At 47.2% G+C, this 23,443-nt stretch carries 12 protein-coding genes; all 12 read right to left on the bottom strand.

What is annotated here, in order from left to right; all coding sequences use genetic code 11:
- Nucleotides 1-57: 57 nt before the first annotated feature.
- The 12 genes from FBF61_RS14915 to FBF61_RS14860 all read right to left on the bottom strand — a co-directional run bounded on the left by FBF61_RS14915 (nucleotide 58) and on the right by FBF61_RS14860 (nucleotide 23,441).
- Nucleotides 58-1,146 (bottom strand): endo-1,4-beta-xylanase, encoded by a 1,089-nt coding sequence (locus FBF61_RS14915; RefSeq protein ID WP_138478518.1) that lies wholly within the window; start codon nucleotides 1,144-1,146, stop codon nucleotides 58-60.
- 32 nt (nucleotides 1,147-1,178) lie between these two features.
- Nucleotides 1,179-3,113, bottom strand: coding sequence for an alpha/beta hydrolase-fold protein (locus tag FBF61_RS14910; RefSeq protein WP_138478516.1), 1,935 nt, complete (start codon nucleotides 3,111-3,113; stop codon nucleotides 1,179-1,181).
- Between the two features lie 128 nt (nucleotides 3,114-3,241).
- The gene (locus FBF61_RS14905) at nucleotides 3,242-4,294 is read right to left on the bottom strand and encodes a glycoside hydrolase family 43 protein (protein WP_138479234.1); all 1,053 of its coding nucleotides are present in this window, start codon (nucleotides 4,292-4,294) and stop codon (nucleotides 3,242-3,244) included.
- Nucleotides 4,295-4,324: 30 nt separating this feature from the next.
- On the bottom strand, nucleotides 4,325-8,278 hold the full coding sequence (locus FBF61_RS14900) for a hybrid sensor histidine kinase/response regulator transcription factor (protein ID WP_229215062.1): 3,954 nt from the start codon (nucleotides 8,276-8,278) through the stop codon (nucleotides 4,325-4,327).
- A gap of 221 nt (nucleotides 8,279-8,499) precedes the next feature.
- Nucleotides 8,500-10,317, bottom strand: coding sequence for a RagB/SusD family nutrient uptake outer membrane protein (locus FBF61_RS14895; protein WP_138478512.1), 1,818 nt, complete (start codon nucleotides 10,315-10,317; stop codon nucleotides 8,500-8,502).
- 14 nt (nucleotides 10,318-10,331) lie between these two features.
- Entirely contained in the window at nucleotides 10,332-13,523 is a 3,192-nt protein-coding gene (locus tag FBF61_RS14890) for a SusC/RagA family TonB-linked outer membrane protein (protein WP_229215061.1), read from the bottom strand.
- A 500-nt stretch (nucleotides 13,524-14,023) separates the two neighbouring features.
- The gene (locus tag FBF61_RS14885) at nucleotides 14,024-15,811 is read right to left on the bottom strand and encodes a RagB/SusD family nutrient uptake outer membrane protein (RefSeq protein ID WP_138478510.1); all 1,788 of its coding nucleotides are present in this window, start codon (nucleotides 15,809-15,811) and stop codon (nucleotides 14,024-14,026) included.
- 10 nt (nucleotides 15,812-15,821) lie between these two features.
- Nucleotides 15,822-18,980, bottom strand: coding sequence for a SusC/RagA family TonB-linked outer membrane protein (locus FBF61_RS14880; RefSeq protein ID WP_229215060.1), 3,159 nt, complete (start codon nucleotides 18,978-18,980; stop codon nucleotides 15,822-15,824).
- A gap of 858 nt (nucleotides 18,981-19,838) precedes the next feature.
- Nucleotides 19,839-20,858 (bottom strand): LLM class flavin-dependent oxidoreductase, encoded by a 1,020-nt coding sequence (locus tag FBF61_RS14875; RefSeq protein WP_138478508.1) that lies wholly within the window; start codon nucleotides 20,856-20,858, stop codon nucleotides 19,839-19,841.
- 319 nt (nucleotides 20,859-21,177) lie between these two features.
- Nucleotides 21,178-21,939: a LytR/AlgR family response regulator transcription factor gene (locus FBF61_RS14870; protein WP_138478506.1), complete on the bottom strand. Its 762-nt coding sequence runs from the start codon at nucleotides 21,937-21,939 to the stop codon at nucleotides 21,178-21,180.
- On the bottom strand, nucleotides 21,920-22,942 hold the full coding sequence (locus FBF61_RS14865) for a sensor histidine kinase (RefSeq protein ID WP_138478503.1): 1,023 nt from the start codon (nucleotides 22,940-22,942) through the stop codon (nucleotides 21,920-21,922). The genes FBF61_RS14870 and FBF61_RS14865 overlap by 20 nt, the downstream gene beginning before the upstream one ends.
- Before the next feature lie 37 nt (nucleotides 22,943-22,979).
- Entirely contained in the window at nucleotides 22,980-23,441 is a 462-nt protein-coding gene (locus FBF61_RS14860; RefSeq protein ID WP_138478501.1) for a hypothetical protein, read from the bottom strand.
- Nucleotides 23,442-23,443 lie beyond the last annotated feature (2 nt).

Here is a 23,443-nt window from a genome sequence, read left to right as displayed (position 1 = left end):
AACATAAAGAAGACCGAATTGATGTTTATTTGATGAGATGCCGCAACACGCTCACTTTCATTCAAAGTTTACTACTCCGTCAAACGCTGGCTTGGGTTCATAATTCTGATCAAATAGCAATGGATAATCCTTCCGCCCCGGCACGGGAAAATTGTCGAGCCAGCTGGATCTGTCGGAAACATTCCAGAAAGTGACACCAGTCAGATCTTGCTTGTATTTTCTGAAAATATCGAATAACATTTTGTACTGAGCAGCCTGTTTCGTGACCATGTCCGGCGTCAGAACACCGTTATCCGATGATTTTCTCTCCCGCCGTTCGTGTTCCTTGGGATAAACAGAAACGTCCAGCTCGGTGATCTGGACCACGAGGCCAAGGCTCGAGAACGCCTGGATCGATTTTTCCAGCTCACTGGCAGTAGGCTCGTCTATCGACCAATGCCCCTGTAACCCTACGCCATGTACAGGGATATTTTTCGCCTTCAGCTTTTTTAACAGCTGAATGATCTTCTCTCTTTTTGCGGCGCTTTCGGTATTGTAATCGTTGTAAAACAACTGGGCATCCCGATCGGCAGCATGGGCATATTCAAATGCCTTTTCAATATAATCTTCTCCGATGATCTCATAGAATTTGGACTGCCTGTATATTCCCGAACCTGTGTCCGGCACTGCTTCATTAACAACGTCCCAGGCATAAATTCTGCCTTTGTAGCGACCTACTACATCATTGATATGTTGCCTGAGCCGTTCAAGCAGTACTTCCCGGGTTACCTGTTTTCCATCATCGCCGGTAAAAAACCATCGGGGCGTTTGATTGTGCCAGCATAAGGTATGCCCGCGCACTTTCATACCATTCTTCTGGGCAAATGCTACAATTGCATCTGCATCCTGCCAGTTGTACCGGTCCGGCTCCGGGTGGATCGGCCCCATCTTCATCGCATTTTCCGGGGTTACGCTACTGAATTGTTTTACGATCAGCTCCGCCTCCCGGCCTGTCAGATTCCTGGGGGCCACCGCTACGCCAACAGGAAAGTAATTTTTGTATGCTTCTTTTAGGGTCTTTTGTGCACGCACCGCTGTGGAACTGAACAAAACCGTAAAAAGGCAAATACCGATAATAAAGACCTGGATATCAGCTGATTTCTTCATGTATTTAATCAAAATCTGTGAATGGAAGAATGTTATTTGAACAGGAGCTGTGAAAATAAAAAAAGATCATGCCGCCATACCGGCCAGGTATGTCCGCCAGGGTATTCACTGTATTTATACTTGATACCCAGCTCGTCATATTTCGAAAGCATGATCTTGCAGTTCTTGTAAGCAATATCCTCCGGCCCGCCCATAGAAATCCAGAAGTTTTTCAGGTCGGTGTTGATTTTGGCGGCATTGGCTTTCGCAAATTCATAATGTGGCCCTGATAACGCGTTGTTATTCGCAAACCAGCCCGAGCTGAACACACCCAGCGAAGAAAACAGATCCGTATTTTTGACCCCTGCATAGAGTGTCTGGATCCCGCCCATAGAAAGGCCCGCCAGCGCCCGGTGCGCCGCATCAGCCTCCACGCGGAAAGTACTTTCAACAAATGGAATTACGCCCAGCTTCAATTCTTTCTCGAAGACTTTTAAAAAATTGTCGCCTGCCGTGGCCATACTGCCCGGGCCGAGCGGACCACCCAGATTTCCGTCCATCATCACGATCAGCATAGGCTTGGCTTTGCCTTCGGAAATCAGGTTATCAAGAATCAGGTTTGTTTTGCCCTGGCTTGCCCACCCTCTCTGGTCTTCTCCGCCACCATGTAACAGGTAAAGCACGGGATATTTTTCGGTTGTAGTGTCGTAACCCGGCGGAGTGTATATGTACATTTCCCGCCAGGTATTGCTGGCCTTCGACAGGTAGCGCCGGATCCGCACATCACCGTGCGGCACCTCGCGCAAAGCATAGTAGCCGCCAAGCCGGAAAGGTATCTCAATCCCGCTGGCCATCCGGCCCATACCGTAAAAGGTTTCGCTGGCCGGATCGGCCAATGCCAGACCGTCTATCAGCAGTGAATAGTAATGAAAACCTTCCCCGATCGAATCGGTTGTTACCGACCAGACCCCCGCCGTGTCTTTGACCATATCATATTTTTTGCCCAGATCCACCTGGACTTTCTGTGCCTGCGGTGCTTTTGTTCTGAAAACGACTCGGTTGTCCGGCAAAATTTGCGGGTATTTTGCCGAGCGGATATTGGTCGAAGCCGGTGTGCCGAGGATGGTATATTTGGTTAACGAGCGCACATCCACCGGTTTAAACAAAAACTGCGAGAACATATACAGACCGTTTTTCCATACTTTAAAATCATGTACGCCCGGCTCGATGTAATACACATGCGGCACATCGTGCTCGAAGAGATAATCGTGTGTACGCTTGGTGAACGTGATGAGCCGGTCGTCGTCTCCGCAGGACAAAAAGAGCAATTTCAGCTTCTTTTTTGCTTCCTCCGGATTAGGCATCAGTTCCTCAGGCATCCTGGTATTGGGAGCAGACGAAAACCCTCCCACCCAGGCAAACTGATCCGGATTACCCAGTCCAAAGTTCAGAGACTGCCCGCCTCCCATCGAAAGCCCGGCAATCGCGCGGTGTTCCCTGTCGGTAAGCACCGAGTATTTCTTTTCGATAAACGGGATCAGATCAGTGAGCAGATCTTTTTCAAATGTCGCAAAAGCTGCCACCTTATCGGGTGCCATCACATTGCCTGTTGCCCGGTCGTCCTTCATCGCCCTTCCGTTGGGCATCACCACGATCATCGGCTCGATCTTCTTATCGGCATACAGATTATCAAGGATCAACTGTGGATTCCCGCCTTTGAGCCATTCCTTTTCATCGCCTCCAATGCCATGCAACAGGTACAGGACCGGGTACTTTTTCTTTCTGGAATAACCCGGCGGTGTATAAACCAGCGCTTTTCTCGCATTGCCGACTGTTTTGGATTGATACTGGATAGTGTCAACTTTTCCGGCAGCGATGCCCTCGCGAACCGAGTCGAAACCGGCGGGCATTTCCAACTGGATGTTTTGAGCAGGGGCAAGAACTGCCAGAGACAGCAGGCTCATTACTAACAAGATAACTCTTCTCATCGGTTTAGATCTTAGGTTTTTTTATGGTAGGATAACAGCAAGTCGCGCAGAGAGCTGTGAAAGTGTCTCCGGATTTCAGGCCTTTCATGAAAGCCGGCCTGACACATGATAACACATTCGCAGTGCGGTCAGGGATCGATGGTTTTAATGCTGCCGTCCGCTTCACGGACAAGCTCCCTAACCTTTATATTCCGTAAATGTGTTTTACCTGACAGTTCAGCGTCATGGTAAAAGATGTACCACTTCCCTTCAAATTCAACGATAGAATGGTGGGTTGTCCAGCCGGAAACCGGCTTCATAATGATGCCCTTGTAAGTAAATGGCCCGTAGGGCGAGCTTCCCACTGCATAAGCCAGGAAATGGGTGTCTCCTGTGGAGTAGGAAAAATAGTATTTGTCGCCAAACTTGTGCATCCACGCCCCTTCAAAGAACCGGCGGCCGGCATCTTTAGCCAGCAGCGACTTACCGTGTTCATCCAGGATCGTAACGTCTTTTGGTGGTTCATCAAATGTCAGCATATTGTCCTTCATCCGGGCTACCTTCGCATTCAACGCGGGGTCATTTTCACGACCTTTCCCGAGATCGGTTTTCAGGCTTGCGTCGTATTTTCCGGTGTGCCAGCGCTGCAATTGGCCACCCCAAATGCCTCCGAAATACATATAGGACTTGCCGTCATTGTCAGTGAAAACGGCCGGATCTATACTGTAGCTGCCGGGAATAGGCTTTGGTTCCGGCTTAAACGGACCTGTCGGCGACTTGCTCGTTGCCACCCCTATGCGAAAAACGTCCTCTTTATCCTTCGCCGGAAAATAAAGAAAGTAAGTCCCATTTTTAAAGGCCGCATCCGGAGCCCAGAGCTGTCGGCCAGCCCAGGGAATATCTTTCAGATCGAGCGCTACGCCGTGGTCGGTCACTTTACCCCCAATCTTGTCCATCGAATACACGTGGTAATCACGCATATTAAAATGCCCGCCTTCGTCGTCCTGAGCCACATTCGCTTCGATGTCGTGGGAAGGATAAATATAGATTTTGCCATTGAAAACATGCGCCGACGGATCGGCAGTGTACAGGTCAGTGACCAGTGGCTTTACAGAGGATTTTATAGTTTGTCCTAAACTTTGGCAGATAACCGCTCCCGTTAACAATAGCGCGGCCAGTACCTTTTTTCCAGATAGATTCATCATTCAGATTTAATATAAAATTTAAATTGGTCATGCCTTTTCCAAATAATTGTCCGCAAACATGGTGGGCGAGACGCCATGTAACTCTTTGAAAGCCACTGAAAAGCTGTTCACATTGGCAAACCCTACCGCAAAAGCCACCTCCGAAACCGTCAACCCCTTCACGGTCATCAGATCCGCGGCTTGCTTCAGCCTGATGTTTCGAATCAAATCCCTGGTTGTCAGATTAGTAAGCTCTTTAAGCTTGCGATGCAGGTGCACCCGGCTGATTCCGATTTCATTAGAGATCATCTCTACGCTCAAGTCGGGATTTGCCAGATGTTTGTTAATCAGAAGATGTACTTTTTCCAGCAGCTTTTCTTCCGAAGCCTTGAGATTTACTTTGGAAATGAATTCTTCCTGGTAGTGCTGCTCGTTGTCATTGTTTTTCAGTATTTGCCTGTTCCTGATAAGACCCTTGATCGTCTTCGATAATATTTGAACGTTGAAGGGTTTGGTGATGTAAGCATCCGCACCCATTTCCAAGCCTTCCGCATTAGTTGATTCCGCCGTTTTCGCAGTTAGCAAGATGACCGGAATATGATTAACCAATGGATTGGCCTTCACCTTTTTACAGAGCGTCATACCGTCCATCACCGGCATCATCACGTCGGTGACAATCAAGTCGGGAACTTCCCTCAAAATGGCTTTGTATGCTTCTTCGCCGTTGGCATAGGCAAAGACCGTGAATTCACCCGACATTTCGTCTGTCAAATAATTGCAGATCTCGCTGTCATCATCCACCACGACCAGACGTTTTGCTTTTTTCCCGGACTTACTTTTCGGCCCGGTATGTACCGTAATGTCATGCAACAGATGGTCTGCCGACGAAATTTTCCCCGAGGAATCAATTTCTGAATTGCTTACCTCTTCAAGCGGCATTTCGATCACAAACCTGCATCCTTTGTCGGCCATATTTTCAGCCCGGATCTTGCCACCATGCAGCTCTACCAATTGTTTCACAAGATGAAGGCCGATGCCCGTCCCGTACCTGTTATGGTCGCGGTGGTGGTCCGACTGATAAAAGCAGTCGAAGATGCGTTCCGTTTCATGCCGATCGATGAAGGGCCCCGAGTCTTCAACAGCCAGCCTTAACGCAGACTGCCCGTTGCTATTCCTTGCATCGCTGACCGAAAGTGCAACGCGGATCGCGCCACCTGTGGGGGTAAACTTGAATGCATTGGAAAGGACATTGATCAAAACCTTATCAAAGTTCAGCGGGTCCACCCGGGCAAAGATCTTTTGTGAAGGCGCATCGACCAGGAACTCGATTTTTTTCGCTTCAATCTGTTCCTCGAATAGCAGACATATTTCTTTGGTAAAATCTACCATTTCCACAGTCGAAAATTGCAGGGACATTTGTCCTTTTTCGATTTTCCGGATGTCCATCAGCTGATTAACCAGGTCCAATATGCGCTTTGTATTCCGCCCCATGATCTCATACAGATGCATACGTTCTGCATTGTAATCCTGACTTAACAGTTTTTGAAGCGGGCTGACCACCAGGGTCAGCGGTGTGCGTATCTCATGTGCGATGTTGATGAAAAATGCAAGCTTCGCTTCATTGACCTCTTCACGTCGCTGATGCGCCAACGCTTCTTTTTTAGCCAACCGCCTGTTTTTAAACGTTTTGAAAATATAAGCAGCGGCGAAAAGCGTAAACAGGCCGTAAGCAAACCACGCCCAAAAAGAAAAATACCAGGCCGGATGTATGATGATCGTCACCCTTGTTTCTTCTGAGTCCGTTTTGCTGGACTTTGCTTTCAGCCGAAAGTGATACGCACCGGGGGCCAGGTTGTCAAATGTCAATCGGTTGGTTCCCGCTCGCAGAACTGTCCAGTCATTGTCATTGATAGCGTACATATAAGAAACACGTTCCGCGTCGATGAAATCCATTGTGGAAAATTCAAGGCTGAAAGAATTGTCATGATGGGCCAGATTGAATTCCTTTGCACTGCTAACCGTTGTGTCCACAATCATGTAGCCGCCCGATTTCATCCCTTTCTTGACAGCCTTATCATGAATGTAAAGATCAACAATGCGGACCGCCGGGCGCCTGCTGGACATTTTTATTTCTTCCGGCTTAAAATAGGTCAATCCGTTAATCCCCCCGAAATAGAACTCTCCATTCCTCGCAACCATGGACGCACCCTGACTGAATTCATTTCCCTGCAATCCATCGGCTGAGTAGAAGTTGACAAAAGTATTGGTTTCAAGATCCATTTTCGACAGGCCCCGGTTGGTGCTGAGCCAAAGGTTTCCGGCCTTATCCCCTCTTACCGCGCCAATCAGGTTGCTAGGCAGGCCGTCGCCCACGGCAAAGGTTGTTATCACTTTCGAGGCCCGGTCGATCTTTTTCAACCCCTGAGAAGTTCCTGCCCATAAGTTGCCTTTATCATCATCAAACAGCGAATAAATTACCACTCCCTTTAAAAGGCTGTTTGCCCCGAATGTAGATACGAAGTTTTTAGTGTCCAGATCCAGGCAGGCTAATCCGTTAAAAGTGCCGATGAATAACTTGTTGTCTTTGGCAATCAACAAGCAGTTAACCCAGCTATTGGGAAGAAAATTCTCTTTGGGGAGGCTGATTCTCCCCGGTAAGGCATCGAAATGCTCAACTGCTCCCGTTCGGAGATCCTTGCAAAAAATACCCGAACCCATCGTGGCGATCCAGAGTCTTTTCTCTGAATCTTCCCTGATATCGAAAACCCGCTGTACGTTGTCGCCATTCTTGTCTGATAATTTATCGGAATAAGTGAATTTCCCTGTTTTACGATCCAGTTTTGATAAGCCGCTGAGATACGAGCCTGTCCAAAGATTTTTTTCGGAATCTTCAAAAACAGTCATCACATTCTCCGGTGCAAAAGGATTGTCGTCACCCTTTTGATAATGAATACTTGATTTACCTCCGTGCGGCAATGCATACAGGCCATCATTGTCCGTCCCAACCCAGATTGTACAGTTGCTATCCTCAAACAATGCTTTCACGGCACTTGAACCAATTAAATTTTTACTTGCCGACCTGTAACCCATATAGCCAAATCGGTTTGTGTTCACGCCCAGCAGCACTAAACCTTTCTGATAAATACCCAGCCAGGTATTACCCGAGTTATCTTCACAAATCGAGAATACTTTTGATTTTGCAAAATCAAAAGTGTCGACATTATGGTTCATATCGAGGATTTTGCCCGAGCCGGAGTCGAAATATTTCACTCCTTTCCCCCGGGTCCCGATCAGGATCTGCCCGTTGTCATTGACTTTCAGATCGGCTATCTGAAGATTACCTTCTCCTACGTGCGGCACGTTTTGAAAAGCATCGCCGGCAGCGTTGTACCGGTAGAGACCACTTACCATATTGCCGGCAAAGACACGACCGTATTTGTCCTGGCATAAGCTCGTGATAATATTGTTCTGGATTTTTTTGGAGACGAAGTAGGCCTTACTGGATTTTAAAGATGCATCCGTAAACCGATGCAATCCCTGGTCCTCGGTTGACACCCAAAGATTGCGTTCACTATCTTCAAAAAGCTGAATGATGAGATTGCTGGGAACCTTCAAGGGCAGCGGTTTTGCATAAAGTTCGGGGCCATTGCGCTCTATCCTGAATATGCCGTGCCCGGAAGTGCCTATCAAAATATCGCCGTTCCTGCGCTGACACATTGCGAGTACCCGAACATTGGCAATTTTGTTTTGGCCGATCATAAGCGGTATGGTCCGGAAAGAGTCCGTCGCCTCGTCATAGCATTGCAGCCCATGGAGTGATCCGGTGTACATTTTTCCTGCATCATCCTCAAAGAGCACATGAATGAAATTACTGGACATACCTTCATTATTAGCTTTATCCTGCCGGTAAACCGTAAATTTTATCCCGTCAAAACGGTTCAGTCCGTCTTCCGTAGCAACCCATATAAAACCACTTCTATCCTGATGAATGTCAGTGACCATGCTGCTTGACAGCCCATTTTCAACGCTGAACAGCTTGGCTGACTGCCCCCATGCGTTTGATAAAAAACAGAGGCAAACAATCGCCGCCCGAATTGCTGGAATCGCTCGGTATGCCGTTTTGCTGTTAAAATTCCCTTCATTTCCCATGGGACTCAATTTCGGTAAATAAATTGACAAACCGGAGGCCTGCTTACTGCAAGCCTCCGGTTCGCCCGCCGCGATTAATATCCCGGATTTTGTCTGATACCGGAATTTTGATCGATAACATTCTGCGGAATCGGGCTCATATACTGTTTAAGCTCGAATTTCACATTGTATTTTTTCTCCTGTTCTATGCTGTATACCCAAACACCCGAATTGTTGGCAGGTACCGAATTCCGTATCACCATATTATGACGTGGTTTGCTCATTACGGAGGCTGCGGTGGCCAGACGTTTGTTATCCAGAAAGCGCTTGTCTTCAAAGCACAGTTCAACCCTGCGCTCCCGGGCAATAGCAGCTCTCATGGCATCCTTGGAAAGGCCACTGGCGAGCGCAGGCAGTTCCGACCGTGCCCGCAATTTGTTGATGGCGTCATACACGGAGGCGTCCGGACCATTTGCTTCGTTTTGTGCCTCTGCAAAATTCAGCAGGATCTCTGCGTACCGGAAAAAAATATAGTTCTGTCCGCTGGCGTCGCTTCCTGGCGCTGCGTCGGGATTCAGACGTTTTTTCTGATAGTATCCCGAATCGCCCACGTCGGTTTTCCCGGCCAGATCAATCTGGTTGGTCCGGTCAGGATTCGGATAGGTTGCGTCGATACGGGTGTATATCGTGTCGGCACGCGGCATCCAGTCCTGTTTGTAAACAGCCCCGTCGTGAACGATAGCGTCATAAAACCTTTTCTCGCGGTTGAGATAGGGTTTTTGCGGGTCATACCCCGAAGCAGGATCGGTAATCGTTTTTCCGTTAGCCATCGCAAACTGATCGACAAGCTCCTGCGTGGGATTATAATTCCCCCACGAACGATATTCGCCCAATACGTAGGTTGGCCCGCCGCGCTGCTCGTAGCTCGACCCCATGCCTCCGACATTGGCAACAACCTGCCGGTCCCAGATGACCTCAACATTGTATTCGTTGCTGACCCTGAAAATGTTCTTAAGGTCGCCAAACAGGTTGTATTTCTGTCCGTTGCCGTATTTATCAATGAACTGCTTGTTGGTAGCGGCAGCTTTTGCCCAGCGCGAAGGATCGTAGTTACCGAAATGTACGAACTTTCCGGGATCGGCCAGATAGGGTGTCGCAGTGTTAAACAACGGGCTGGCGCCAAAAAGCTCAATCCAGCCTTTAACTGCCAATGCAGCTCCCAGGGTTGCCCGACCGGCATCCCGGTCCGACAAATTGTATTTGACTGCCAGATACTCACCCTTTACGATCTGATCAAGCTCTGTAACGATAAAGTCAAATGTTTCCTGGAAGGTCTTCCGGGGTTGTAACAACTCGGCAGGGCTCATGGTATTTCTGTCCAGCGGCACCGTAATGATGGGCAGGCCTCCTACGTGCACAAAAAACTCGCTGTAAAAGAAGGCCCTGAGAAACCTGGCTTCGTCGATCCGTTTGTTGAAGTAAGCTTCCGAAAAATTGGCTTTGTTTTCCGTCAGTTTCTGGATAAAGGTGTTGGCTTTCCTGATCTTGACAAAGAAGTTCTGCCAGGTGTAACCGTAAGTTGGCCCCTGCGTTCCTCCCCAGGGATTGTCGGTACTGCTGGATGGTATCTGTGTTACACCCTGCCGCCAGTTCGACGCAGTATAATAGTGACTGATGTTGTAATCGTCGCTGAAATAATCCAGTGTCTCAGTTTGGTTCAGCTTATTGGGTAATTCGCTGTATACATCATTCAGAAAAACATCGGCATTGGTTTCAGATTCCCATTGCGTTTGATCTGTGAGATTAGCCTTATTGGCATTTTCCAAGAACTCGTCTGTATCGCAGGATACCGGAAGTGTGAGCATCAAAAAGCCCAGACCTATTATTTTGAAGCAGTTTATAGCAACTTTCATTGTAATGGTTGTCGTTAAAATGTCAGATCAATTCCAAATGTGCTCGCTTTCATAACCGGGTATGCGGTTTCACGATCCGTATATCCCATTTCCGGGTCTATGTGTTTGATTTTACTGATCGTGAATAGATTTTGCGTCAAGAAATACACCCTGGCCGAACTTATTTTCAATTTGCCCAGCACATTTTTGGGAATTGTATAACCAATGCTTGCCGTTTTCAGCCGTAAGTAACTCGAATTAACCCACCAGAAATCCGAGTCCTTGGTGTTGTTCGCATAAGGGGCCGGGGTCGATCGTGGATATTTGGCATTCTGATGTTCGGGTGTCCAGCGGTTATCGTAGTATTCGTAGCCCGTGTTACTGCCGTTGTTCTCAAATGGAACAGTCATAAATTGTCTGACACTGATGCTCGACTTCCCTGATCCCTGAAAAAACAAGCTCAAATCAAATCCTTTCCAGTTAACACTTGGCGTGAGGCCGAAAGTCAAGGCGGGATAAACGGGATTTCCGATAACTGCAAGGTCAAAATTATCGATAAGACCATCGGGCGTGCCGTCAGGGCCGCTCAAATCAGCATATTTAATGTCGCCGGGGTGTAAATCGCCAAACTGAACAACATTGTATCCATCAGCAGAACCGACTATGCCATCGCCATTTTTATCATCCGCAGATGAAAACAAACCGAGCGATTTAAATCCGTATGGTGTGCCGAATTGCCGTCCCACCTTCGTGCGGTTTGGATTCTTTGCCTCTGCGTCGGTCTGGAAAACTTCAAGCATGCGGTTGATGGAATAACTGGCATTGGCATTCAAAGAGAAGTCCAGATCCTTTGAAATTCTTTTGCGCGTCCCCAGGTTGATTTCCACACCGTTGGCGCTCATCCTTCCTTTATTTTCCTGCGAAAGTGAAAGCCCGTATTCAACCGGCAATGTCACTTGCGGTGCCAGAAGCATGCCGGTACGCTGTTCATGGAAATAGTCAAATTCCATTGTCAGCAACGAATTCCACATGCTAAGGTCGAAGCCTATGTCTGTTTTGGTAGAAATCTCCCAGGTAATTTTAGAATTTGCTTCCCGTGGGACCCTGGATCCCTGAACCAGCGATCCTCCGCCAAAAGCATAAGCCGCACCCCGAAGATCATACCCGGACTGGTATTGGAATGGCCCTCCCGCCAGCATACCAGCCTTACCCCATGATCCTCTGATCTTTAATTCGTCGATGAAGCGGAAATTTTTCATAAAACCCTCTTCCGATACGCGCCACGCAGCAGAAAATGCCGGGAAATATCCCCATCTGCTGCCCGGGGCAAAATAGTAGTGCCCGTCGTAGCGTCCGGCGGCTTCCAGGATGTATTTATCTTTATAAGTGTACCCTAATCTGTATACGTACCCCAGTTCCGTACCTGTTGACGAAATACCCGCATTGTCATAATCCAATTTGTCGGAACTACCGAAACTCAGTTCATCAATGCCAATCGCAAAATTGTTGCGACGGGTTGCCATAGAATCCGCTTTCGTTTGACGCATTTCCATAACGACCAGCCCGGTGAAAGCATGGGCACCAAACGTGCGGTTGTAGTTGAGGTAGCCCTGGTACGTGTAGTTGACCCGCCTTTGATTTTGTAAACCCAGCCACCTGAAAGGCCTTCCGTTTCCTTCCTGAAGAGAAATCGCGTTTGTATATGTGTATGGTTTCTGGGAGAGATCAATTTTGTGATAAACGAAAGGAACGTGCCATAACTTCACATTTTGCTGCCAGGGGTCATAACTGAACACCGCTTTCGCGCTCAAACCTTTTGCGATTTGCTGCTCGACAAACAAAGTACCCAGCAACGTGTTCCCGTTTGTCCGTCTGTACCCCTCAGACCGCAAAACCCCTATCGGTGTACTGGCCGAAGATTCGCCCCATTTGTCCCCTTCAGGGTATATTAGACTTTGGGTAGGCAAAAATTTGTAAAAACTTCGGAAAAGGTGTCCGGATGTTGTTTCGTCGGCATCCACATCTTTGGTGTTTTCAACGCTCCCGAAGAGCGACATTCCCACTTTTGTAGTTTTAGTCGCAGCCATTTCGAGGCTCAGATTGTAATTGTAGCGCTTGTAACCAACTGGGTCGAATATCCCTTTTTGGTCGAAGTAGCTCACTCCGGCATGGTAAGTAACGTTTTCCGACCCACCGCTGAGTTCGAGACCGTGGTTCTGTACAGGAACATTCTTATTAAATACATCCACGAAGCTGGAATTCGGATATTTCCAGGGATCGTCTGCATGCAGCTGGTCATAGTTTTGAACAAGTTCCGGATCATTGGGAAGACTTGTCCCCCCAGGTGTCTGATTCAGGTAGGCCTCATTTTGCAATGCCATGTAATCCCTAGCATTGAGCATATCAGGCAGGTATGTCGGATTTTGAAAACCATAGGAGGAACTGATCCTTATCTGCGGCTTTCCGCTTTTACCTTTTTTAGTGGTGATCATAATCACCCCGTTCGCACCACCGATCCCATAGGGTGCCACCGCTGCCGCATCTTTCAGGACGGTGATCGTCTCAATACTGGCTGGGTCCACCTGCCGGATGTTATCCCTTCTTACACCGTCCACCACGACAAGAGGCTTGTTATTGCCTGTGGTAACGATCCCGCGTATGTGGATATCCGGATCGTCTTTTCCAGGTTGTCCGCCATTGGGCCGCATGCTTACGCCTACGACGCGTCCAGCCAGTGATTGCGATATGTTAGGGGCAGGAACCTGCGCGATGGCATCCCCTTTGATACTGCTGATCGATCCTGTGACCGTTGCCTTTTTCTGCGTACCATAGCCTACGACCACAATCTCCTCCAATGCCTTCGTATCCGGCGCCAGCACGATATCCAGCTTACTCACCGTTCCTACCTTAACTTCTTTGGCCAGATATCCGACAAAAGAAAAAACCAGTACATCCTGATCGTCCACAGACTCCAGTGAATAAAGCCCATTCACGTCGGTGGACGTCCCACGGGTGCTACCTTTTATGGTAACATTAACTCCCGGCAGTCCCTGTCCGGCCTCATCGGTAATTTTGCCGCTCAGTTTTCGATCAACTGATGTTACCAGCGTACTTCTGTCATTTTCCACGGGGGCAAAGAGATGTTCTGCAAACAAATCGGAGGCCCCGGCGAGGCTCGTTAATTGTAGAAATGACAATTGTAAAAAAAGCCGTAATTTTCTCTTCATAATGAAAATGAATTAATGGTTATAGAAGCATTCTTCACAATGGCCTGGTGGCCATTGGCACTAAGCAGAGATTATATACTGGGAGGTTTTCTGTAAATAAGAGGTTGACATTTTACCTCTCAATTCTTCCTGCCAGCACAATTGAGCACAAATATATATTTACATAGTGCAATTTGTAAACAAATTATGTTACAAAAACCATTATCTATGTTACATTTTTGAACATATCTCCAAAGTATTGTGGACATAATGCTATTGGCCGTGATTTAAAAGTTTCCGGTAGCATCATCACCATGCTTCTGTACCCCTACTCGCTCCTGAATTCAATTTTACGGGCCTGGGGATAAGGAAATCAATTCCCCCGTGCATGGGCGTATTTCGCTGTTCAGGATATGGGAATTTCTGGCTTACAATCAGTTTCAGCAACAATCAGACAGCCTTATATAAAAAAAGGAATGCCGATCAGAGTGACCGGCATTCCTTTTTATTTGCACTTTTGATTAATATCCCGGATTCTGAATAAGCTTATTGTTCTTGTTCATTTCATCCAGTTTAATGGGCAGAAAGTAATTTCTGTCTACCCATTTACGCTCCTGAACCTCGATGATCTTGTAAGTAGCTTTGGTAGCAGTTGTTTTATCAGGATTTAATTTATAGGTCGGTTCGACGCCACGTGCGTTGAAATAAACCTGGGGAGCGATCATCCAGCGGCGAACGTCGAAAAAGCGCTGTTCTTCATAAGCCATTTCAATGCGGCGCTCATTCTGATAACGTTTCATCAGCGCTGCACCTGTTTCAGTGATATCAGGCATTGCAGCACGTTTGCGGATCATGTTGAGATACTTCTTAGCCTCAGCTTCTTCACCCAGATTGATACACGCTTCTGCGTAGTTCAGCAACACTTCTGTATATCTGATAAATCGCCAGGGCACCTCAGATCTGAAGAACTGAGCATCCACTGCCGGATCCATAAACTTTTTCAGATAATACCCTGAATAGGTCCCGTTCCAGTCTTCAATAGGGCCTTTTCTGGTATCAAGTCCCGCGACAACTTCCACTTTTGAAGTAGCGGCGTTCCATTTTTCCCAATAACCTGTTTGAATGATACCCTTGGGATCTTTATCAATCACATCAGCCGGACGTTGTCTCCATGGTGCCCCTTCGAACAGGATATCGGAATAGAACCGGGAATCGCGACCAACATACGGATCTGCGGCGTGCACTGGGTTCGACCATGAAAATCTGGTACCATCTTTCATTTCATAATCATCCACCAGCTGGCCAAGCGGAGTATTTCCACCCCAGTTGTGATAACCGTTGGGGCCGTTAGAACGTCCCGGCCAGGCACCGTCGTTATCCAGCTTCGCCAGGAAGAAACGCACATGTATATCCTCTGGTGATTGTTTTGAAACAAACATATCAGCTCTGTTTTTAGAGGCTTCGGCCAATGAAGCCGGGTTAGGTGCGTTCAGGCTGTAAACGTTCATATCGATAACCGCCTTGGCAGCATCTTTGGCTGCTCTCCATCTTGCCGCCCGGTCACCGCCTTTGTAACCGATCAGCTCGGTATTGGCATATCCGGGTGACCAGGTGGGGTTGGCATATAAATCACTGGCAGCATACAAAAGCGTACGTGCTTTAAGCGCCAGGGCAGCACCTTTGGTAGCGCGGCCGGCGTTAGCAGCCGATTGTGTTTCAGGCAGCAACGCAGCTGCTTTATCACATTCATCTGCAATAAACTTGATGCACTCTTCATAGGTATTACGCGGCATAGCATACTCTTCGCCGAGGCCGTACGCCTGGGTCACCAGCGGCACACCGCCATAAACGGATACCAGATTGTGATACAGGTATGCCCGTACAAAATGCTCCTCGCCCATGTACATATTCTTCGTGGCAGCATCCAGTGTTGTTGCCTGGTCAATTTTGCTGAAGAAAAGGTTTGTCGCACGTATATTTTTGTAAACATTGTCCCACACAAAATACCCGGCGCGGTCCCATGCCCAGTCATTGATATCGCTGGCGTTGATAAGTCCCTTGGTCACGTTCACAACAGGCCCCCATACAGCCATGGATTCGTCGCTGTAAGTAGAGAACATCACGTTGTTGAAACCGTGTCCCAGTCCGCGATAGGTATTATTGATAAATGTCTGGATCAGTGCCGGATCATTCCATACGGCGGTTTCCGAAAACTGGTCCTGCGGCTGCTTGTCAAGAAAATCCTGATTACAGGAAGTCAAATTGCCAATGCTCAGCGCAACTGTTAAAAAAGCTACAATCTTTTTCATATGTAATCAATTAAAAAGTCAATGATAAACCGCCATTCACAACTCTGGAAAGTGGGTAATTGATACCACCAGTGTTGTTGTCTTCCGGATCGAATCCTTTCAGACCAGGGCAATAGGTAGCCAGGTTATTCCCATTTACATAGAAACGAACGTTCTGCAGGCCAAGACGGTTGACTAGCCCCATTGGTACAGTGTAACCGAATTCAAGGTTTTTCAGCCTTACGTAGTTGGTGTTGTAAAGCAGATGCGTATTCCGCTGTGATCTCCAGTACTCATCACTTCTGTTACTTGCACGTGGTTTGGTAGCATTGATGTTTTCGGGAGTCCAGCGACCATCGAAATCTTCTTTCCAGTAGTTTCCGAAATCACCACTTTCCAGAGACAGATAACGAAGCGCACCCGTAGCTGCCTGGAATAGAACAGAAAGGTCAAACCCTTTGAAGCTCAGATTAGCACCAATACCTCCCTGGAAGCGCGGCACGTCTGTTTTGTAGTTACGAACACGGTCATTCGCATCGATTTTCTGATCGTTGTTCACATCTTTGAAGATTACGTCACCCGGACGGGCACCTCCCCAGTGTGGATATGCATCAACGGCAGCCTGGTCTTTGAAGATACCGATTGACTGATAATAAAGGTCACGGTCCGGATCGAAAGGTGCGTTCGGATCGCTAGGTTTAGTGGGTAGCGGATGACCGGTAACTTGCTGGTAATCCGGACGGCCCGGAGTTTCATCAATAAAGTTCACTTTGTTGATCGCATAACCTCCATTCACAAAGAACGTGTATTTCAGGTCCTTCACATCGCCACGGTATGAAACATTGAAGTCAAATCCTCTGTTGGATGTCTTACCGATGTTCTCGCTGGGCAGTGTCAAACCGGTAGACGTAGGAACGGATGCGTTTCTTTTCCAAAGCAATCCCGAGCGGCGGTAATCAAATACGTCGAAAGTAATGTTGATACGATCATTCAATAAGCTGGCATCAAAACCGATATCTCCCTGGCTGGCTACTTCCCAGGTTACATTCGGATTGGGGATACGGGTTTCTCCCAATGTTTTATTTTCCGTGTTGACCCCGTATACCATATTCTGGGTCTGGAAGCCGTAGGTTCCAAGGTACTGCCATTCTTCGATACGGTCGTTACCAGTTTGTCCCCACGAAGCGCGAAGTTTGAACTGATTAACAAAACTTAAATTGTTTTTCCAGAAGTTCTCTTCCGAAACGCGCCATCCCGCGGATACGCCAGGGAAAAATCCGAAACGTTTTGCTTCCGGGAAGATGTAGGATCCATCGACCCTCCATACAAACTCCATCAGGTATTTTTCCTTGAAGCTATAGTTGACACGTCCGAAATAGTTAAGCCGTGCACTTTGGTATGCTGTTCCTGCATTGTCTTTCTCAGCATCTCCACCTGCATTCAGCTGATCCAGGGAAGTGGATACGAAATAGCGGCGGAAAGCATTGAATCTGTCACCGTTACCCGTTCTTCTTTCACTACCGACCAAAAACTTCACCATATGGTTAGATCCTATTGTTTTGTCATAGTTAAGATAACCATTCAGCAAAATATCCTGCTTGTCCTCGGTGTACTGCGTAAGGTTAGGATCTCCAACGCCTTTCTTTCCGCGCACGAGTATCGGCTCTCCGTTCGCATCGCGGCTTGTTCCATCCCAGGAATTAAGGTACCACGGAGTCTGGAAACGCTTTCTGAAATTAAATCCTTTATCAATCCCCGCATTTCCGGTAAATGAAAGTCCTTCTACCCAGGGAATTTTGACATTCAATTGTAGCGTACTGTTCAGAACGTACCATTTGTCACGGTCGTACCCAGTTTGGTTTGTACTGACTACCACAGGGTTATTTCCGTACTCGATATCCGGACCCGTTGCTCCGTTTGGCCAGTAAGCAGGCATATTCGGCTTGCCCCTCATCACCATCCATAGGATGTCCCCGGCTGTGCGCGTCGGGTAGTTTTTGTCTTCCATACGGCCGGACACATCAAAACGCAGGCTTATATTCTTGGTAATGGTTGCATCCAGGTTTGTTCTGAAATCGTGCTGCACATATTTGGTAGCACTATTCTTGTAATATCCATCCTGGGTTTTTGTACCCAGGGAAACAAAATAGCGCACAGCCTCGCCGCCACCTGATACAGTTGTGTTATAAAAGTGCTGACCTGACCAGTTTTTGTAGATTTCATCAAACCAGTCTGTATTCGGATATTTCCACAGGTCCGAGCCATCTGCAAACTTGGCAATGTCCTCCGAAGTATAACGCGGCGGACGATTTCTATAAAGGTCCACCTCATTCAACGCCTGTGCATACTCTGATGAGTTCGTCATTTTAGGCAGAATGGTAGGCTGACTGAAACCCTGATTGGCATTAAATGTGATCGTAGGTTTTCCTGTTTTACCGCGTTTGGTGGTGATCAGAATAACCCCGTTTGCTGCCTGAGCTCCATAAATCGCAGCAGAAGCATCTTTCAAAACCGAAATTGTTTCGATGCTGTTCGGGTCAATACGGTCAAGTGAACGACCTGGAATACCATCTACAACGACAAGAGCGTCGTTGTTACCTAATGTATTCATCCCACGGATACGGATTGTCGATCCATCCTGTCCCGGCTCGCCACTGCGTGCAACCAGCGTTACCCCTGGTAAACGTCCGGCAAGGCTGTTACTAACGTTCACAGCTGGTGATTTTACAATGTCGGATCCCTTCACTGTTGTTACAGCTCCGGTTAATGTTTCTTTCTTCTGTTCCCCGTATCCCACTACAATCACCTCGCTCAAAGCTTGTGAATCTCCAACCAGTGTCACATCAATCGAATTTCTTGCGCCTACTGTCACTTCTTGCCTGAGAAAACCAACGTAGCTATATACGAGGACAGCTTCCCCGTTAGGAACCGTGATACTATATTGTCCGGCAGCATCCGTGGTAGTACCTGAATTTGTTCCTTTTACAAGGATACTTACACCGGGCAACGGGGTTCCGTTTTCCTCGGCCACTTTTCCTTTCACAGTAATATCTGCCTTTAAAAGGCTTGTTTTAATGCCGGGCAGACCAGTTGCCAGAAGCGGCAAAGGTTGGCATACAGCGACAGCCATCATAGCCAGGCACACACTTGCAGGTGGGCACAGCCTTTTTAAGTAAAGAATTTGGGTCATAAATTTCAGTTAATAAATGATTTAGAATACCTCCATTTTTATTTTTTGGGCACAAGAAGTCTTCCCGACCAAAAAATCGGTCATTGTCTCACAAGGAGTTAAGTGTTGTTAAGTTTTTTGTTTTGTCATAGGCACAGGTTTATAAAACAGAAATAGATGAACACATTGGAACACATACCATACAGCAGCTCCGATGATTTTTCTGGTAAATAGAAATGTGATAGAGTGAGTGTTAAACTCTCAATGGGTTGTAATTAAAAGCAGGCTCTTAATTGAATGAAATGATAGAATACGCTGGTTAAACCACCGATCCAATGAAAATAAAACGTAGGTGAAGACGGCAACTAAGGAATAATTGATGTCGTTGAACAACATCATTGGGAGTAAAAATTGTTTTCATATAGTTAGGTATAAATTTTAACTGTTGTCTGATTGCAGCTAATTCTAATGCAGAGTTAATAATAAATTTTAAAATTTTATTCACACACGAGTACAAATTTTTATTGAAATTTAACAAAAGTGTCATTTCGACATAATTAGGCACTTTGCAGGTAAATTTGAAACTTTTGGTGACATATGAAAACGTCATATTTTCTCAGAAATTTCCGACGAATTGCGTCGGGGAACCGGCGGGATAATGTTCAACTTCGGGCCGCACAACCCGGATAAATGACTTTCCGACGAGCTGGCGGCTTTCGGTGAAAGTAACCGGCACATTTGATAGAAGTCCTGGCATTATGCAATGCCAGGAAGAAATGGTGAGAGTTGAAAGATCTGAGCGATCGGCTGAAAGTATCGAAAGACCTGAAGGAGCGGATTTGTGATGATCAGATCGCGCAATTTAACCGGGGGTGAGCATTAGCTGAAAACACGCTCCCCCTGCACACTTTTCAAAACTTCATAACTGTGAATTCGCGCGCCCGGATCGTAGATGTGGCTGGTCACCATTAACTCGTTGAGCTGTGTATGCCGCTGAAAATAGGCCAGATCGGTGCCTACTTTTTGCTTGTCGCCGATAAACGTGTATTTCATCATTTCCCTCACGGCAGCTTCTTCGTATTCTCCCCAAAGTCCGTCCATACTCTCTACTGGTGGCTGCAGAGGCTGGCGTTTGCCTGTGATAATTCCCGTAGCCAGCTGGAAAAAGGAAGTCGCGAGCCGCTCAGCTTCCTCCGTGGTATCTGCGGCGATCACATTCACACAAGCCATTACATAAGGCTGCTCCAGGTATCGCGACGGCCTGAAATTCCGGCGGTAAAGTTCTATCGCGGTCATGAATTGGGTGGGTGCGAAGTGGCTCGCAAAGGCGTAGGGCAGTCCCAGATGCGCAGCCAGCCGCGCACTGTCGGTACTTGATCCGAGTATCCAGATCGGAATTTCCAGCCCTTCGCCGGGAATAGCGCGAACTTTGGAACTGCTGTTCTCTGCTGAGAAATAAGTTTGTAAGGCCACCACATCATCCGGAAAATCCTGAGCGGATTCCATGTAGTTACGCCTGAGCGCGCGGGCCGTCACCTGGTCCGTTCCAGGCGCACGTCCAAGTCCCAGGTCAATGCGGCCGGGGTATAGCGACGCAAGTGTACCGAACTGCTCGGCAACCACCAGCGGCGCGTGATTGGGCAACATTATGCCGCCGCTGCCCACACGGATTGTATTGGTGCCGCCGGCAATATAGCCGATCAGCACCGAGGTAGCGGAACTGGCGACACTTGCCATATTGTGATGCTCTGCAAGCCAGTAACGGTTATAGCCAAGCGCTTCGACGCGCTGCGCGAGCCGGAGGCTGTTTTTGAAAGTTGCCGCTGCATTATTACCCTCCGTGATCGGTGCAAGATCAAGGATGGAAAATGGTATATCCTGAATAAGTTTGTCTGCCATGTTGATTGTAATGCTATAATGCTTATTAGTAAAAGCATTTAATCCACATGTGAGTTCCTTCAATAACAAAAGAAAGCAGGCCGCCACCTAGAACAGCTTGATTTGGTAACAAGGCTCACAAAGGGCAGACAAGCAACCTGCGGTCGCGCAACCAAAATAGCCGTCGTCCAGGTTTCTATACTCCGGTTGAAAAGATCTACTGGCTATCCATTTTTCCAGTACTTCTTATGGTCGACCCGGGCTAAAACGAAGAAATTCAGGTTGAACAGGACGAACGAAGCCGTCAATCAGGCATGCCGGGAGTGAGAAATTTCAAGCACTAACGATTCTCCATCCACGCCAGAAACGACGGCGCTTTTTCCTTGTTGATCAGCAATTGATCCGGCGTTTCTATGACCAGCTTGACATATAGTTTTCGCATAAAATAATGCTCGATTTCCTTGATCGCTGAAAAGTTGACCAGATACTGCCGGTTCATCCGGAAAAATTGCTTCTGGCTCACAGACGCTACGATTTGATCAAGGGATTGGCTTAATGAAAATTCCTGTCCGTCGAAACACATGATCATCGAAGTCTCATTCCGGATGTAGAAAAAGGCGATCTGCGCGGTTTGGACTGTCGTGTATTTTTGATGTTTAAATACTAAAAAACTTGTTTTCTCGGCCTGGGGAGCCATTCTGCTAAGTAACTCGCTCAGGTCGGGAATTGCTTTTTGCTGGAAAAAGTTTTTCAGGTCGTCCACTTTACCGAGTGCGGCTGCAATGTCTTCTTGTGATAATGGTTTCAGGACATAATCCACGCCATTCCGCTTGAATGCTTCCAGCGAATATTCGTCAAAGGCCGTACAGAAAATGACGGGACAAACGATCTCCACCGATTTAAAAATCTCAAAACTCAGCCCGTCAGCCAGCTGAATGTCCATAAAAATCAGGTCTGGTTGCGGTCCCGCCGAAAGTGCTTCAACAGATTCTTCGACACTCTGATATGGACCGGTGATTTTGGCCGCCGGACGCAGTTGCCGGAGCATGTTTTCAAGGGATCGGGCTGTTTTCAGCTCATCCTCAATGATTACGATGTTCATAAATGATAGGAAGTCTAACCTGAAACAGGTCTTGGGCGTTGATCACCTCCACCTTTTTGTTTAATAAATGACTGTATTTGAGCTCAATGTTTTTCAATCCCACGCCCAGGGAATCTTCCTTGTTCTTTCTGAGCTGGACCTGGTTTTCGACAACAATGCTTTCCCCTTCCATGAAAATGCGGATATGTAAGGGCCGATTTAATGATACAATGTTGTGTTTGAGACAATTTTCAACCAATAATTGCAATGTAAATGGAGGGATTAATGTATCTAAAACGGCATCATCAAGTTTGTTTTGGAAAATAAAACCATCTTCAAACCTGGCCTTTTGCAAAAAAAGATACGCATTCAAAATCTCCATTTCTTCTTTCAAGGGAATCAGGTCCAGCTTCCGGCTTTCGAGCGTGTAGCGGTAAAAGTTGGCGAGTTTTAATATGAAATCCACCGACTGCTGATCGCCGGTTTCGACCATTGCTTTGAGCGTATTCAAGCTATTGAACAGAAAATGTGGGTTCACCTGCTGTTTCAAAAGATCATATTGCGCACTCAGGTTGTCGTTCCGAAACCGTTCCAGTTCCATGCTCACATGCTGGTTTTCATAATTCTGTTGCAGCATATTGAGGAACATATAAAATACAAGGTTGATCAGAATCCCGCGGACTTCCACCATCAGCATGGCGGGGCCGAAATCAATGTGCGAAAGGATAAGCTGCTGAATGTAAGCCAGTCCGAGCATCAGGACAAGGCCGAACGCCAGGGAGTTCAGCAATTTCGCATAGGATATCTGCTGTCCCTGCGGCCGGTTACTCTTTTGCGAAAGCATGTAAATATTGAAATACCACATAATCACCGCAAACGCAGCCGTAATGCCCGCATTTACAGCCGCTTCCAATGGCACAAACTGGTTCGAAGCCAGCTGCGGCACCGAGGAAAGCAAGCCAATCACGATGGAGCTCGTCCATATGATTGTATTAGAGACTTTAAAAGCTGCTTTTGTTACCATATCAAATCAGTGCGTCAATGCGCGATTTTACTCAATATTAAGGAAAAACAGCAGCGCGTTGGGAAGTTATAAACTTGATCCGCTGTTGCTCTTCCGGTCGGCCGTCGCCAGGCTGATAACCTTTTCCAGTCTGGAAATCATAGTCAAATGCAAATTGCGTTGCATTTCTCTGCACAACTTTCAAATGCTCGACGGAATAAATCTCTCCATTCATTTTGGTACCGTACCATTGCGGCATTGGTTTTTGTTTCCAGGTTACCAATGTATAGTTTGCGCCAATGTTTGGTTTGGGCAACGATTTAGAAGCGTTTTCCAGCGCAAGATCATTCCCATAAAGCATTGCAATGGTGCCCTTTTTGTTATTAATGATGGATTTGATCACCTTCTGGTTTCCGGCATCGTACAGATATTCAGGTGCCAGCTGAGCAGTGTTGCGGTCGTCGCAGGACAGCATCAAAAGTGGCAGCGCGATGATATATAGTGAAATAGTCGACTTCATTT

It is taken from the genome of Dyadobacter bucti, from assembly GCF_005869225.1.
GTDB lineage: Bacteria > Bacteroidota > Bacteroidia > Cytophagales > Spirosomataceae > Dyadobacter > Dyadobacter bucti.
Note: the sequence above shows the minus strand (reverse complement) of the source record. Positions and strands in the feature narration are given on the sequence as shown.

Coding starts and splice junctions, on each gene's coding strand:
- FBF61_RS14885 (WP_138478510.1), bottom strand. CDS start 15,811: ATGAAAAAGATTGTAGCTTTTTTAACAGTTGCGCTGAGCATTGGCAAT.
- FBF61_RS14860 (WP_138478501.1), bottom strand. CDS start 23,441: ATGAAGTCGACTATTTCACTATATATCATCGCGCTGCCACTTTTGATG.
- FBF61_RS14880 (WP_229215060.1), bottom strand. CDS start 18,980: ATGACCCAAATTCTTTACTTAAAAAGGCTGTGCCCACCTGCAAGTGTG.
- FBF61_RS14915 (WP_138478518.1), bottom strand. CDS start 1,146: ATGAAGAAATCAGCTGATATCCAGGTCTTTATTATCGGTATTTGCCTT.
- FBF61_RS14875 (WP_138478508.1), bottom strand. CDS start 20,858: ATGGCAGACAAACTTATTCAGGATATACCATTTTCCATCCTTGATCTT.
- FBF61_RS14890 (WP_229215061.1), bottom strand. CDS start 13,523: ATGAAGAGAAAATTACGGCTTTTTTTACAATTGTCATTTCTACAATTA.
- FBF61_RS14870 (WP_138478506.1), bottom strand. CDS start 21,939: ATGAACATCGTAATCATTGAGGATGAGCTGAAAACAGCCCGATCCCTT.
- FBF61_RS14910 (WP_138478516.1), bottom strand. CDS start 3,113: ATGAGAAGAGTTATCTTGTTAGTAATGAGCCTGCTGTCTCTGGCAGTT.
- FBF61_RS14865 (WP_138478503.1), bottom strand. CDS start 22,942: ATGGTAACAAAAGCAGCTTTTAAAGTCTCTAATACAATCATATGGACG.
- FBF61_RS14895 (WP_138478512.1), bottom strand. CDS start 10,317: ATGAAAGTTGCTATAAACTGCTTCAAAATAATAGGTCTGGGCTTTTTG.
- FBF61_RS14905 (WP_138479234.1), bottom strand. CDS start 4,294: ATGAATCTATCTGGAAAAAAGGTACTGGCCGCGCTATTGTTAACGGGA.
- FBF61_RS14900 (WP_229215062.1), bottom strand. CDS start 8,278: ATGGTCACTGACATTCATCAGGATAGAAGTGGTTTTATATGGGTTGCT.